General features: G+C 39.9%; 8 protein-coding genes. 6 read left to right on the forward strand and 2 right to left on the reverse strand.

Going from position 1 to position 14789, the window contains the following annotated elements:
• Positions 1–9 precede the first annotated feature (9 nt).
• The 6 genes from ACQFX9_RS21080 (at position 10) to ACQFX9_RS21105 (ending at position 11549) form a co-directional block, all read left to right on the forward strand.
• Entirely contained in the window at positions 10–2760 is a 2751-nt protein-coding gene (locus ACQFX9_RS21080; RefSeq protein WP_427158237.1) for an ATP-binding protein, read from the forward strand.
• Positions 2750–4117 carry a diguanylate cyclase domain-containing protein gene (locus ACQFX9_RS21085; protein ID WP_427158238.1) on the forward strand — a complete coding sequence of 456 codons (1368 nt, stop codon included), beginning with the start codon at positions 2750–2752 and terminating at the stop codon, positions 4115–4117. Before ACQFX9_RS21080 ends, ACQFX9_RS21085 begins: the two co-directional genes overlap by 11 nt.
• A gap of 327 nt (positions 4118–4444) precedes the next feature.
• Complete coding sequence (locus ACQFX9_RS21090; RefSeq protein ID WP_427158240.1) at positions 4445–6703, forward strand: ATP-binding protein; 2259 nt, start codon at positions 4445–4447, stop codon at positions 6701–6703.
• A 133-nt stretch (positions 6704–6836) separates the two neighbouring features.
• Positions 6837–7292, forward strand: coding sequence for a response regulator (locus ACQFX9_RS21095; protein WP_427158242.1), 456 nt, complete (start codon positions 6837–6839; stop codon positions 7290–7292).
• A gap of 2 nt (positions 7293–7294) precedes the next feature.
• Complete coding sequence (locus ACQFX9_RS21100) at positions 7295–9991, forward strand: hybrid sensor histidine kinase/response regulator (protein WP_427158243.1); 2697 nt, start codon at positions 7295–7297, stop codon at positions 9989–9991.
• A 151-nt stretch (positions 9992–10142) separates the two neighbouring features.
• A complete protein-coding gene (locus tag ACQFX9_RS21105; protein WP_427158245.1) occupies positions 10143–11549 on the forward strand; it encodes a sensor histidine kinase in 1407 nt (468 codons plus the stop codon).
• Between the two features lie 159 nt (positions 11550–11708).
• On the opposite strand, the gene guaA is transcribed toward ACQFX9_RS21105, so the two are convergent.
• Together guaA and cbiD are read right to left on the reverse strand one after the other, a co-directional pair.
• The gene (gene guaA / locus ACQFX9_RS21110; RefSeq protein ID WP_427162960.1) at positions 11709–13331 is read right to left on the reverse strand and encodes a glutamine-hydrolyzing GMP synthase; all 1623 of its coding nucleotides are present in this window, start codon (positions 13329–13331) and stop codon (positions 11709–11711) included.
• A gap of 218 nt (positions 13332–13549) precedes the next feature.
• The gene (cbiD, locus tag ACQFX9_RS21115) at positions 13550–14665 is read right to left on the reverse strand and encodes a cobalt-precorrin-5B (C(1))-methyltransferase CbiD (protein ID WP_427158247.1); all 1116 of its coding nucleotides are present in this window, start codon (positions 14663–14665) and stop codon (positions 13550–13552) included.
• Positions 14666–14789: the final 124 nt, after the last annotated feature.

A 14789-nucleotide genomic window follows, 5' to 3' on the forward strand; every position in this document is an offset into this window, starting at 1 on the left:
AGGGACTTAATGGAACTATCTAGAATTATGATTGATAGTGTTCATAAATCCCGAAAACCTAGAATTATTCCTCTGAGATTAATCTTTATTGTCCCCTTCGTACTCCAAATTGTCGGGGCTGTAAGTCTGGTGGGTTATCTGTCTTATCGCAGTGGACAGCAGGCTGTGGAAAAACTGGTAGATGAATTGATGACAGAGACGAGTAATCGCATTCATCAACATCTAGATCATTACTTGGGTAATGCACAGACTATCAACCAGATGAATTTGGACGCAGTGAAAACAGGGGTATTAAACCTCAATGATTTTCAGGCTGTAGGGAAATATTTTTATCATCAACAGAAAGTATTTAACTTTACCTATGTCAATTTTGGCAGCAACGATGGGGGTTTTATCGGTGCAGGTAAAGCCGATGCCCAGGGTAAGATTTTAGAAATATCCGAAACCCTGCGATCCCAACCCAAACAGTATCGCTCCTACTTAGTAGATGACCAAGGAAATCGCCTGCAATTAGTTGATACAGTCATAGTTGATCAGAATGATAGTGCATGGTACACAGACGCGGTAAAAGTGGGTAAACCTGTCTGGAGTTCGATTTATAGTTGGGCGGTGGTGTCGAATATTATCAGTATTTCCGCTAGCGCGCCTGTCTACGACTCCCAAAATAATTTGCTGGGTGTACTAGGGATTGATTTGAATCTGAATCAAATCAGTGAGTTTCTCAAAACACTCAATCCCACCAGTTCCGGTAACATCTTCATCATGGAGCGTTCAGGATTGATGGTTGCTAGTTCAGCCGATGAATCCCCCGTTTATGTTGTGAATGGTCAAGGGAAACAGTTGGCAGCTATTAACAGTAGCAAACCCATCATTCGGGATGTTACTCAGAAATTAATCAAGCAATTTGGTAGTTTAGATGCGATGGCTACACCGCAATTACTCCGTCTCTATTTTCCACAAAAGACCTTTGTGAAGGTTATTCCCTACCGCGATCAATACGGCTTAGATTGGCTCGTAGTCATGACAGTTCCTGAATCTGACTTTATGGGAAAGATTCAGGCTAACACCAATATGACAGTTTTACTTTGTTTATTGACTTTGGTAATTGCCACGGGAGTGGGGATTATTACTTCCAATTTGATTACAGCACCGATTCGGCAATTGAGTCAAGCAAGTAAAGCGATCGCGGATGGCAAACTCAGCCAAGTAGTGGAAATTAAGGGCATTGCGGAACTAAAAACCCTAGCAGATGCCTTTAATGAGATGGCTTTGCAGTTACACACTGCTTTTACCACCTTAGAAAATCGTGTCCAAGAACGCACTCTAGAATTAGCCATTGCCAAGGAAAAAGCGGAAGCAGCAAACCAGGCTAAAAGTACATTTATTGCCAACATGAGTCATGAATTGCGATCGCCTCTCAATGCCATTCTTGGCTTTTCGCAATTAATGTTACGCTCTCCCCAGCTATCCCCGGAACATCATGAGAGCGTGGGAATTATCTATCGTAGTGGTGATTATCTCCTCACACTCATTAATAATATTCTCGATTTATCCAAATTAGAAGCGGGGAAAATGACCCTCAATCCCAGTAATTTTGATTTATATCAATTACTGGATGATTTAGAGGATATGTTCTCTTTACGCGCCAGTAATCAGGGATTAAATCTCATCTTTCAACGATGTGAAAATCTCCCTCGCTATATTTGCACCGATGCCATTAAACTCCGCCAAGTTTTAATTAATTTAATTAGCAATGCTATCAAATTTACTCAACAAGGTGGCATCAGTTTAACTATCAATCATCATACAGATAGCCCGGATATTTTTACCCTTCATTTTAAATTGCATGATACAGGGGTAGGCATTGCCGCCGCAGAATTACCCCATTTATTTCATGATTTTTCCCAAGCACAAGCCGGCAAAGAATCTCAAGAGGGAACTGGTTTAGGTTTAGCCATTAGTCGCAAATTTGTGCAGTTAATGGGAGGGGATATTACAGTCACTAGTGAATTAGGTAAAGGCACAACCTTTGCATTTGATATTCCAGCCCAATTAGGTCAAAAAACTCACATCAATAGTTTAGAAATTCATCCCCAAGTTTTAGAACTAGCACCAGGCCAACCTACCTATAGAATACTCATAGTTGATGATAAACCAATTAATCGCCAATTACTCATTAAACTGTTAACACCGTTAGGGTTTGAAATTCAAGAAGCCAGCAACGGCCAAGATGCCGTCACCATTTGGGATGAATGGCAACCGCATCTGATTTGGATGGATATGCGAATGCCAATTATGGATGGTTACGAAGCGACAAAATATATCAAATCTACGACCAAAGGTCACGCTACAGCCATCATTGCCTTGACTGCCAGTGTTTTAGAAGAGGAAAAAGCCATCACTCTTTCTGCTGGGTGCGATGACTTCCTGCGTAAGCCTTTTGTGGAACATCTGATTTTTGACACCCTAGCCAAGCATCTGGGTATTAAATACATCTTTGCCCAAACTCCTACAACCACTCCAGATGAGGTCAAACCGAGTATCTTGACCCCATTAGATTTTAGCTGTATGCCCCAAACCTGGATTGCTCAATTATATGCAGCTGCCCTGGAAGCTAATACCAAACTCGTCCTTGAACTTATTCAAGAAATTCCTGAAACTACAATTACTTTGAGAGAATCACTGACAAAACTAGCGAAGCAATTTAAATTTGAGGAGTTGGTTGATTTAGTCGAGCCGATAATCAGCAATGAATTTTGATTCTGAGACAGCAACTAAAGGGAACATTCTGCTAGTAGACGACATACCCGAAAATTTACAGTTATTAAGTGATTCTCTAATCAATATCGGCTACACTGTTCGCAGCGTCACGACTGGACGGATGGCACTAAAAACGGTCAAAGTCAAACGACCGGATATTATTCTGTTAGATATCAAGATGCCAGAAATGGACGGCTATCAAGTCTGTAAGATTCTCAAAGCCGATGAACTTCTCCGCAGCATTCCCATCATTTTTATTAGTGCTTTAGATGACGTTTTTGATAAAGTTACCGCCTTTCAATTAGGGGGAATAGACTACATTACTAAACCCTTTCAGATGGAAGAAGTGGTTGCACGCATCGAAAATCAATTAACCATTCAACGTCAACAACGACTTCTAGAACAAGAAAATATTAAACGGCGAGAAACAGAAGAAATACTATATCAATCGAGGGCAATACTTGCCAGCATTTTGAATAGTTCACTCGATGGTATTGCAGCAATGCAAGCTGTCCGCAACCCCACAACCGGAGAAATCGAAGATTTTCGTTGTTTAGTTGTTAACCCTGTGATTGCTAGAGCCTTCAACAGTAGGTATGAGGATATGATTGGTAAATCCCTCCTCAAAGAATTTTTATCATCCAGAGATCCAGAACTCTTTGATGAGTTTGTGAAGATTGTGGAAACAGGGAAGCCTTTAAAACGGGATTTTTACTATCAATTTGGTGATTCTTTGTGGCATCACTTTGTTGCAGTTAAGCTAGGTGATGGTTTTGCTATTACCATCCGTGATATCACTGGACGCAAGAAAGTGGAACTAGCTCTACAAGATGCGAATCAAAAGCTAGAACAATTAGCAAATCTCGATGGTTTGACGCAGGTGGCTAACCGTCGCTGCTTTGATAAACGACTACAAGAAGCATGGCAATTTTTGACACCAGAACAAAAACCCCTGTCGCTGATTTTATTCGATGTGGATAAATTCAAATCCTATAATGATTACTATGGTCATCTTGCAGGCGACGATTGTTTAATCAAGATAGCGCAGACAACACAACAGATAGTTGACCATTCTATAGGTCTGGTGGCGCGTTATGGCGGAGAAGAATTTGCGGTACTTCTTCCTGAAACTGATTTAGATCAAGCAATCAAAGTTGCACAAAATATTCAACAAGCAATTTACTCACAGGCTATTCCCCACGCCCAGTCTGATATTCAAGATATAGTGACACTGAGTTTAGGGGTTACTTGTGTTATTCCCTGTAGGGAGATGAAACCAGATACACTCATCGCTTTAGCCGATAAAGCATTATACAATGCCAAAAAACAGGGACGCGATCGCTATTGCGTCTCCTAAAGCCAGAATCATATCCCGTCTACTGCAACACTAATCATTAATCAGAGGAAACTAACTAATGACTATTTCACAAAAATTAAATTTTATCATACCGTTCATAAACTAATATTTACTGGCAATTATGGTGTATTTAAATCTCTTTGTCAGGTTAGCTGTTGCTGATGAGTCAATATAACATCAATCATCTCTTTACTAGTTATTATCTAGTGCGATGACAAAATATTCATCAAAATATCTGTTGGTGTTTGCTTAACAAGCATCTGCCAAGTGAATAAAAAGTATATTAGAGTCAGTCTCATACTCAGTCAACATCATCGAGGCTCAAACGTGAACACTGACAAAACTACTAACGCTTTTCAGGTTGACCTCAGTAATTGTGACCAAGAACCAATTCATATTCCTGGTTCTATTCAGCCTCATGGTGTACTTTTAGCCTTAGACGCAGCAAAGTTAACGATTTTACAAGTTAGTAATAATACCTGGGATTTTTTTGGCATCCATCCAGAAAAACTGCTTAATCAAAACTTAGATATTTTATTAGAGACAGAACAAGTCAATTTTCTCAAAGATTGCTTAGATGCTGAAGATTCACCAATTGTTAATCCTATAGACTTTATTATCAAAACTAATAACAATACAAAAAGTTTTGATGGCATTATCTATCGTTGTCGTGAAATTACCATTTTAGAACTAGAACCCAGCACATCAGAAAAAAATCACGTTTTCTTTAGGTTTTATCATTTAGTAAAATTAGCACTCACTAAACTACAAGCAGCCACTAACATTGCAGAAATTAGTCAGATTTTAGCCAAAGAAGTGAAACGAATTACTAGTTTCGACAGAGTGATGATCTATCGCTTCGATGAAAATTGGAACGGCATTGTCATTGCAGAAGAAAAACCTGAATATCTCACATCATATTTAGGTTTACATTACCCTGCTTCTGATATTCCGCAACAAGCTAGGAAACTATATGCGGAAAATTGGCTAAGAATCATTCCCAATGCCGACTACCAGCCAGCAGCAATTATCTCCACAAATCATCCTCTAAATCATCAGCCTTTAGATTTGGGAAAATCAGTCTTGCGGAGTGTCTCACCACTGCACATTGAATATCTGCAAAATATGGGTGTGACTGCTTCTATGTCTATCTCTCTACTCAAAAATCAAAAACTTTGGGGTTTGATTGCTTGTCATCATCAATCACCAAAATATATTCCCTACGAAATTAGGAGTGCTTGTGAATTTTTAGGACAGATGGCTTCTATAGAAATGAGTGCTAAAGAAGATAACGAAAATAAAGAATCTAAAATTCAACTCAAGTCTGTACATAGCAAATTAGTGGAATATATGTCAGTGGAAAATAATTTCACTGAAGCATTAATTAACTATCATCCGAATATACTAGATTTAGTTAATGCCACAGGGGCTGCTATTTGTCTACATGGTAAATATCATCTTGTTGGTAATACTCCCAGTCATTCAGATATTGATCATTTAATTAATTGGCTTAGTAATCATCAGAATCAAGAAGTTTTTCATACTGATTCTTTAGCAACAATTTATCCAGAAGCAGAAAAACTACGGGATGTTGTGAGTGGATTGATCGCAATTTCCATTTCTAAAAGTCAAAAAAACTATATTTTGTGGTTTCGTCGAGAAGTAGTCCAGACTGTCAATTGGGGAGGTAATCCTCATAAAGCTGTCGAAATCAAAGCTAACGGAAGTTTGCGTCTATCACCGCGAAAATCTTTTGCATTATGGCAAGAAACAGTGTGGTTGAAATCTCTACCGTGGAAATCTTCTGAAATTAGCGCAGCTTTAGAATTACGCAGTGCCATTATTAGTATTGTGCTGCAAAAAGTCGATGAATTAGCTCAATTGAATCTAGAATTAGAGCGCAGTAACAAAGAATTAGATGCTTTTGCTTATATTGCATCCCATGATTTGAAAGAACCCTTGCGGGGAATCCATAATTACTCTAACTTTTTAATGGAGGACTATGGGAATATTATCAACGCTGAAGGTAAAGATAAGTTAATCACCCTAATTCGTCTGACTCAACGCATGGAGGATTTAATTGATTCTCTATTGCATTTTTCCAGGCTAGGAAGAGCGAATCTTTCTATGCAGCCAACAAATCTTAATGATGTAGTGCATCGGATTTTAGATATGTTAAGGGTGAGAATTGAGGAATCAGGCGTAGAAATCCGTATACCTAGACCATTACCAACAGTTTATTGCGATCGCGTGCAATTAGGCGAAGTTTTTAGTAACCTAATCACTAACGCTATTAAATATAACGATAAACCCCACAAATGGATTGAAATTGGCTATCTAGACCATTCCACACGACAAATCACATTTTACATTCAAGATAACGGCATAGGTATTCGGGAAAAACACTTTGACTCAATTTTTCGGATTTTCAAACGACTACACGGCCCTAGTAAATACGGTGGTGGTACAGGCGCAGGACTCACCATTGCCAAAAAAATTGTCGAACGACATGGTGGTCAAATTTGGTTAGAGTCAACTTATGAGGAAGGTAGCATTTTCTATTTCACATTAAAAGGAACAGAGTAGTTCAGAACTAGGAGGCCAGGGATAGGGAGAAATAAAGCTGATTTCAGAAAATTTTTGGAGTTTAAATAACAGAATTAAAAAAATATTAAAAAACTAACATAATTTATCACCCATACCCATACATCTCTATTTCATGATTGGCAATACCACCCAAACTTTATTAGTAATTGAAGATAGCGACGAAGACTTTGAAGCTTTGCGTCGCTTCATGCAAAAAGAAGCAGTTCTAAACCCTATTTTTCGTTGTGTCGATGGAGATGAAGCACTCGATTTCCTCTACCATCACGGAACCTATAGAGATACACAAATTTATCCCAGACCATCAATTATTTTACTTGATTTGAATTTACCTGGTACTGATGGAAGAGATATTATAGCCCAAATCAAACAAGACCAAAACCTCAAATCTATTCCCATAATTGTATTCACAACTTCTAGTAACCCTAAAGATATTGAAATATGTTATCAATACTGTGTTGCTAGTTATATTCTAAAACCAATTGATATGAAGCGATTAGCCGCAACTATTCATAGCTTCCTCATCTACTGGTTAGATATTGTAGTTCTCCCTGATACTGTTAGCAAATAGTCATGGCACAACCGCTAACTATTTTAATCGTCGATGATTCTCCTGAAGACCGTCATACCTATCGTCGTCATCTTCAACAAGAATCAGAAAATAACTATGAAATTATCGAACACGAATTAGGTGAAGAGGCTTTAGAATTTTGTCATGAATCTCTCCCTGATGCCATCTTATTAGATTTTTTACTGCCTGATGTGGATGGGTTAGAATTTCTCATAGAATTACAAAAGATAGCTCAAGAAAATATGCCTGCTGTGGTCATGTTAACTGGCTATGGCAATGAAGATATTGCTGTCCAAGCCATGAAAAGAGGTGTTAATGATTATCTAGTGAAAGGACAAACAACTGGGGAAAATTTACGCTCAACTTTGTATTCGGCGATTAAAAATGTCAAATTAAGAGCAGAACTACATCGGAGTGAAAAACAGTTAAGAGAAAGTCAAAATCTGGTAGAACACATTGCTGAGACAACGCCGGGAATCTTATATGTTTATGATTTGGTAGAACAGCAAAATGTGTATTTGAATCAGAAGGTCACAAATATATTGGAGTATACACCCCAATCAATTCAGGCTTTGGGAAAAGAATTGTTGACTCAAATCATGCACCCTGATGATTTGGCAAAGATACCTAGTGTATTTCAACAATTTGATACTTCTGAAGATGGAGAAGTGGTTGAGCATGAATATCGAATGCGACACGCTAGCGGTGAATGGCGATGGTTTCACAGTCGTAATTCTATATTTAATCGGAATCCTGATGGTTCACCACGTCAAATAGTTGGCACAGCTTTTGATATCACTAGTCGTAAGCAAATAGAACAAGAATTGCGCGATAGTAATGAGCGTTTTCAATTAGCCACAACAGCAATTAATTCTCTAATTTATGACTGGAATATAGAGACTAATCAAGTTACCAGAACTGAAGGGCTAACTCGCATTTTAGGCTATCTTTTGGAGGAAACAGAGCCTACTCCTCAATGGTGGCAAAATTGCATTCATCCTGATGATTTAGATATTGCATTACAACAATTTCAGACTATAGTGACAGAGCAAAATCGGTATGAAATTGAATATCGAGTGCGTCACAAGAATAATCAGTATATTTATGTATTAGATCAGGGAATAATTATTAGAAATCAACAAGGGAAAGCAGTTAGAGTAGTTGGGAGTACGACAGATATCAGTGACCGCAAATCCGTAGAGGTCGCATTACGTCAAAGTGAAGCAAAATTCCGCCGCATTGTGGAATCCAATATTGTCGGTGTGTATTTCGGTGATTTCAGTGGAAAAATATACGAAGCCAATAATGCTTTCTTAGAAATGCTTGGCTACACCCGTACAGAACTAGAAGCGGGTAAGCTGCACTGGAATATGATGACACCTCCAGAATATCAAGACCTCGACCAACAAAAAATGCAGGAATTGCAGATTTATGGAGCTTGTAACCCATTTGAGAAGGAATATCTGCACAAAGATGGCTCGCGTGTGCCTATATTACTTGGAATTGCTCAAATTGAAGGGAGAGAGGATGCTGGCTATGCTGCTTGTTTTGTACTTAATCTCAGTCAACGTAAACGTGCTGAAGCAGCTTTGCGCCGAAGTGAGGAACACTATCGTTACTTATCGAATGTTGTACCTCATCTAGTGTGGATTTCTAATCCTCAAGGAGAATGCGAACATCTGAATCAACGCTGGTATGAGTTTACTGGCCTGACTATTGAGCAATCGCTGGGATTTGGCTGGAAAGACGTTATCCATCCCGATGATTTGGCTGGGGTAATGGGGGAATGGACAAAAGTAATGCACACAGGAGAGACTTATGAACAAGAAATGAGATATCGCAAATATGATGGCAGTTATCGCTGGTATTTAGTCAGAGCTATTCCCATTAAAAATCAGCAAGGGGAAATCAGACAATGGTTTGGTTCCAGTACGGATATTGATGATTACAAACAATTACAAGCAGAACGCGATCGCCTTTTGCAATTAGAAAAAACTGCCAGAACGGAAGCTGAAGCCGCTAACCGTGCCAAAGATGAGTTTGTGGCGATGGTATCTCATGATTTGCGATCGCCGCTCAATGCGATTCTGGGCTGGGCGCAACTGCTGAAAACTCGTAACTTAGATGAAGCTGATTTTACTCGCGCTGTAGAAACTATTGAACGTAATGCAAAATCCCAAGCCAAACTCCTAGAAGACTTGCTTGATATCTCACGTATTCTTCGTAGCAAATTACGCTTAGAACTGACTCAAGTGAATTTAGCGGCAATTATCAGTGTAGCGATTGAGACTGCTTACCCCTCAGCCCAGGCGAAAAATATCATTCTAGAATCGGCAATTGATCAATCAATTCCCTCAATTACTGGTGATATTCATCGGTTATTGCAAGTTTTAGGCAATCTGCTCTCTAATGCTATTAAATTTACTCCCGATAGCGGCAGAATTATCGTTACTCTATCAGCCGAAAATGCTCAAGCTAAAATTACGGTAACTGATACTGGAATTGGTATTGATCCAGAGTTTCTCCCCCAGGTTTTTGAACGCTATCATCAAGCAAATATTCATCATCAGCAGGGTGGGTTAGGATTAGGTTTAGCGATCGCTCGTCATCTAGTAGAATTACACGGTGGGACAATTAACGTTACTAGTCCTGGTGTGGGAAAAGGTGCTACTTTTATCATTAAATTGCCATTAATTTGATTATTTAAAATCCCCTGTGTCATGTGTAAATTTTAAATGAATCCTAGTTGAAATTTTTCCTGAAATTCAGCTTCATCTGCAATAGATGGGAACACTAAATCTTGAGATCAATGCACCTTTGATCTACATTCTCAAGATTCAACTGATTATCATGCCAACTTTGCATCCACAAGATACAAATATTACATCACCAACGCAACAATTTCACCAAGAAAATATTAACCTCAAATTAATTGTCGAAGGGATTGCTGCTCAAGTTGGGGAAGCGTTCTTTCAAGCTTGCGCGCACTATTTGGCTGAGGTACTCCAAATACAGTATGCTTTAATTGCAGAATTTGTGGATGATCAGCAACCACGCGCTAGAGTTTTGGCATTTTGGGCAGGGGAAGACTTCGGCCCCAATTTTGAATACGATCTGGCTGGAACTCCTTGCGGTGTTCTTTATCAAGAAGGTCTTCAGATTTACCCTCAGTGTATCCAACAAAAATTTCCTGAAGACTTAGATTTAGTGACTTTGTGTGCCGAAAGTTATCTGGGAGTACCAATTTTAGATCCTCAAGGTAAACCTCTAGGACATATAGCTGGTTTGCACACCAAACCATTAGAACGCACTTACGAAGAACAAGAATCTATATTAAAAATTTTTGCGGCTCGTTCAGCCGCAGAAATCGAGCGTCTGTTGGCAGAAAAGGCTCTAAAACAACAAAATATTTACTTGGAACAAACTCTCAAACAATTGCGAACAACCCAAGCTCAACTAATTCAAGCCGAAAGAATGTCTAGTTTGGGTAATCTGGTTGCAGGTATTGCTCACGAGATAAATAATCCCATTGGGTTTATTTATAGCAATATCACCCATACTAAAGAATCTCTCAATATTCTTTTGGAACTAATTGCAGCTTATCAAGCTGAATATCCCCATCCTTCTGATTCACTTCAAGCAAAAATTGCAGAAGCTGACCTAGAATTCTTACAAAAAGATGCAGCAAAAATGCTGAATTCTATGGAGGCGGGCAGTGAGAGAATTCGTGATATTGTCCTCAGTTTACGCAATTTTTCTCGTTTGGATGAAGCGAATAAAAAACCTGTAGACTTGCAAGAAGGCATCGACAATACTTTGCTAATTCTACAGCATCGATTACAGGGAAATGAAACGTTACCTGTAATCCAAGTGATGAAAGATTATCAACCACTACCTCAAGTTAACTGCTATGCTAGTCAACTCAATCAGGTATTTATGAATATTTTAAATAATGCCATTGATGCCTTGAGGTCTGACAACAATACAAATTTATACCCCATAATCACAATTAAAACAGAGGTAGTTACTGCAAAAAATGCTGTCATAATTTCCATTATTGATAATGGAATGGGAATAGATGAAGCAAATTTGGGACAAATTTTTGATCCTTTCTTCACCACTAAACCCGTCGGTTCTGGTACTGGTTTAGGACTGTCTATCAGTTATCAAATTGTCGTTGAACAACATGGAGGGAAGTTAAGTTGTATTTCTGCTCTAGGAAAAGGTGCAATTTTTCAGATAGAAATCCCCTTTTAGTATGAATTATCCCAAATAAAGCTACACATAGATAGCAGGGAGCAGGGGAAGAATTATCTTTAGTCGGATTTAGAGAAATATAAAAAATCAGATGGGTATTACCCACCTGATTTAATTACGTGTCAATTTAAAGGAAAAATCTACAACCGAAATTGCTGATCATTCCCATTCAATAGTTCCAGGTGGCTTAGAGGTGATATCAAACACCACACGATTCACACCTTTGACTTCATTGACAATGCGGTTAGAAATGACTTCCAGCACATCGTAAGGCACACGCGCCCAATCTGCTGTCATCCCGTCTTCACTCTTGACAATCCGTAGCACAATGGGGTAAGCATAGGTGCGTTGATCACCCATGACACCAACACTGCGAATAGGTAACAAGACTGCAAAGGCTTGCCAGTATTCATGATACAAGCCGCGTTGGTTAATTTCTTGGCGGACAATCAAATCAGCATCCCGCAGAATATTCAAACGTTCGGCTGTGACTTCACCCAAGATGCGAATTGCTAAACCAGGGCCGGGGAAGGGTTGGCGTTGGACAATTTCTTCTGGTAAACCAATGGAACGGCCGACTTTACGGACTTCATCTTTAAAGAGTTTCCGCAGAGGTTCGACTAACTTGAACCGTAAATCTTTGGGTAAACCACCGACGTTATGATGGCTCTTAATTTTCACTGCTACCCGTTCGCCAGTATTGGGATCAACGTTGGTATCAGCCGATTCAATTACGTCTGGATAGAGAGTTCCTTGCGCCAGATAGTCAAAGGGGCCAAGGCGTTTGGATGTTTCTTCAAATGTCCGAATAAATTCGTGACCGATACGGCGGCGTTTTTCTTCTGGATCTGTCACTCCCTCCATCATGTTCAGGAAGCGATCGCGCGCGTTAACATACTCCACAGGAATGTGAAATTGTTCTCGGAATAACTTCACCAATCTTTCCGGCTCATACTTCCGCATAAAGCCTTGGTCGATAAATACGCAGGTGAGTTGATCACCGATAGCTTTATGCAGTAAAAAAGCTAAGGTCGAAGAGTCAACCCCACCGGATAAAGCCAACAGTACGCGTTTATCGCCAACTTTCGCCCGAATTTCTCGAATTGCTTCTTCTACGAAGGCTGCTGTTGTCCAGGTGGGTTCGCATTCGCAGATATGATAAACAAAGTTGCGAATTAGGGCTAAACCGCCGATGGAATGGACAACTTCTGGATGGAACTGTACACCATAGAGTTTTTGCTCGTGGTGAGCGATCGCAGCACAAGGTGTATTCTCAGTATGGGCTAAAATCTCAAACCCTGGGGGCATTTGTGTAACTGAATCCCCATGACTCATCCACATGGTTGTGCCGTCTTCGACGTTAGTTAATAAGTCTGTAGGGTCATCAATATACAGTGAAGCTTTACCGTACTCACCCCGGTCAGCTTTGGCAACTTCACCACCCAGTTGATTCACCATCAACTGCATGCCGTAGCATACACCCAAAATGGGAATGCCTAAATGCCAGATTTCTGGGTCACAATGGGGCGCACCATCACTGTAAACTGAGTTGGGGCCGCCAGACAGAATAATTCCTTTGGGGTTGAGTTTTCTTAACTGTTCGGCGGGGGTGCGATAAGAGAGAACTTCAGAGTATACTTGAGTTTCGCGGATGCGTCGGGCAATTAGTTCAGAATACTGAGAACCAAAGTCTAAAATGACGATAATTTGACGCTCAAGCCGCCCAAACTCTTCTACTGCTTGAGGGGCTTGTTCGGTTGGTAGAGTCACCACTGTATTCATCATGGAAGGTGCAAATTTAGAAGTAGATGATTGCTCTCGTGTTTAGATGTACGGTCTTGCTGCCTAGTGAGTCAGCAAAGGAAAGAGTGATTAATCACAAACGCCATATAAGAGACGCTTGTTAGGCGGGTATAAGACGTATTAAAAGGTATAAATTACCTTAGAGAGCTTACTGAAAAAGTTATTTATTGGAATTATTTATGATTATTCATAATAAGTTAACATAAATTTCCAATTAAGTTACAAGCAGTTTTACTCTTGATGATAATTTTACGGCTGCGATCAAAGAGAATTGAGCCACAGATTGTGTTTTGAGTATTATCAGTCCGATGACTTTGGAGATATTCTTGGCAGCGAGCATCAATGGTGTTTGCGATCGCACTATATACTTGATTTACCCAATCACTGTCTGTAGCCTGATCCAAGCCTCTTAAATGTGTCAGTGCGGCTTCCGCAGTCGGAGAATGAAACACCACTTCGAGATTTTGTTGATCTAATCCTGCCAAAGCACAATGGCTAGTTAAAACTTCCCTGCGCCCATCAGCTAAGTGATGGTGAGTGTGAAAAATCCCGCCAGCCAGCTTCAGCAACTTCCCATGATAGCCGAACAATAAGATTTCCTTAACACCCAAAAGCTCTGCTTCCACTAACATTGCACCTAACCAATTAGCAGTTTTTACCAATTTATCAGGGTTAATACCGGTTTTCGCTGCTAAATCTAAGCCGTTCTCGCCAATACAAAAGACTAAACTACTAAACTGACTGGCTTTTTGTTGTAACGTTGCGCGAAAACTCTCTAACTGCTCAGGTGTACTCAGAGGTTGAGAAATTCCAGATGTTCCTAATAGAGAAAGTCCTTCCACCACACCAAAGGCAGCATTAGAGGTACGCAAAGCCAGCGATCGCCCCTCTGGTAAGATAATCGTCGCCGTGATTTTTTCTGTAGGTGCAAGTAGTCGAGATAAATTTTCTTGCATCAACTGCCGCGCATAACCATAAATTGCTGGATGATTCTCGGCGTTGACTTGTTTACCAATTCCTTCCCCACCGCGAATAGTGACTTGTTCATCCCCAACGCCTCCCCACTCCACCAACGCCCAAACAGGGGTATCTTTAGTCAAATCCAGATTATCCCCAGGATCAGAGCGAGTAATAGCCAAAGCCATCTGCTCAGATAATCCAGTCACTTGTTCAATAGGGATTTCTGCAATTTGTGCAGGTGTAATCAAGTCAACGGCTACCACTACCAAAGGTTGACGCTCACGCAACCAACGTAAAGCCGCCACAGCCGCAGCACAAGCAAAAACAGGTAAGGTGTATCCAGAACGGGTCATTAGTCAATAGTCAATAGTCAATAGTCAATAGTCAATAGTCAATAGTCATTAGTCAATAGTCATTAGTCAATAGTCATTAGTCAATAGTCATTAGTCAATAGTCATTAGTCATTAGTCATTACTT

It is taken from the genome of Aliinostoc sp. HNIBRCY26 (genome assembly GCF_050235535.1).
Classification (GTDB): domain Bacteria; phylum Cyanobacteriota; class Cyanobacteriia; order Cyanobacteriales; family Nostocaceae; genus Trichormus.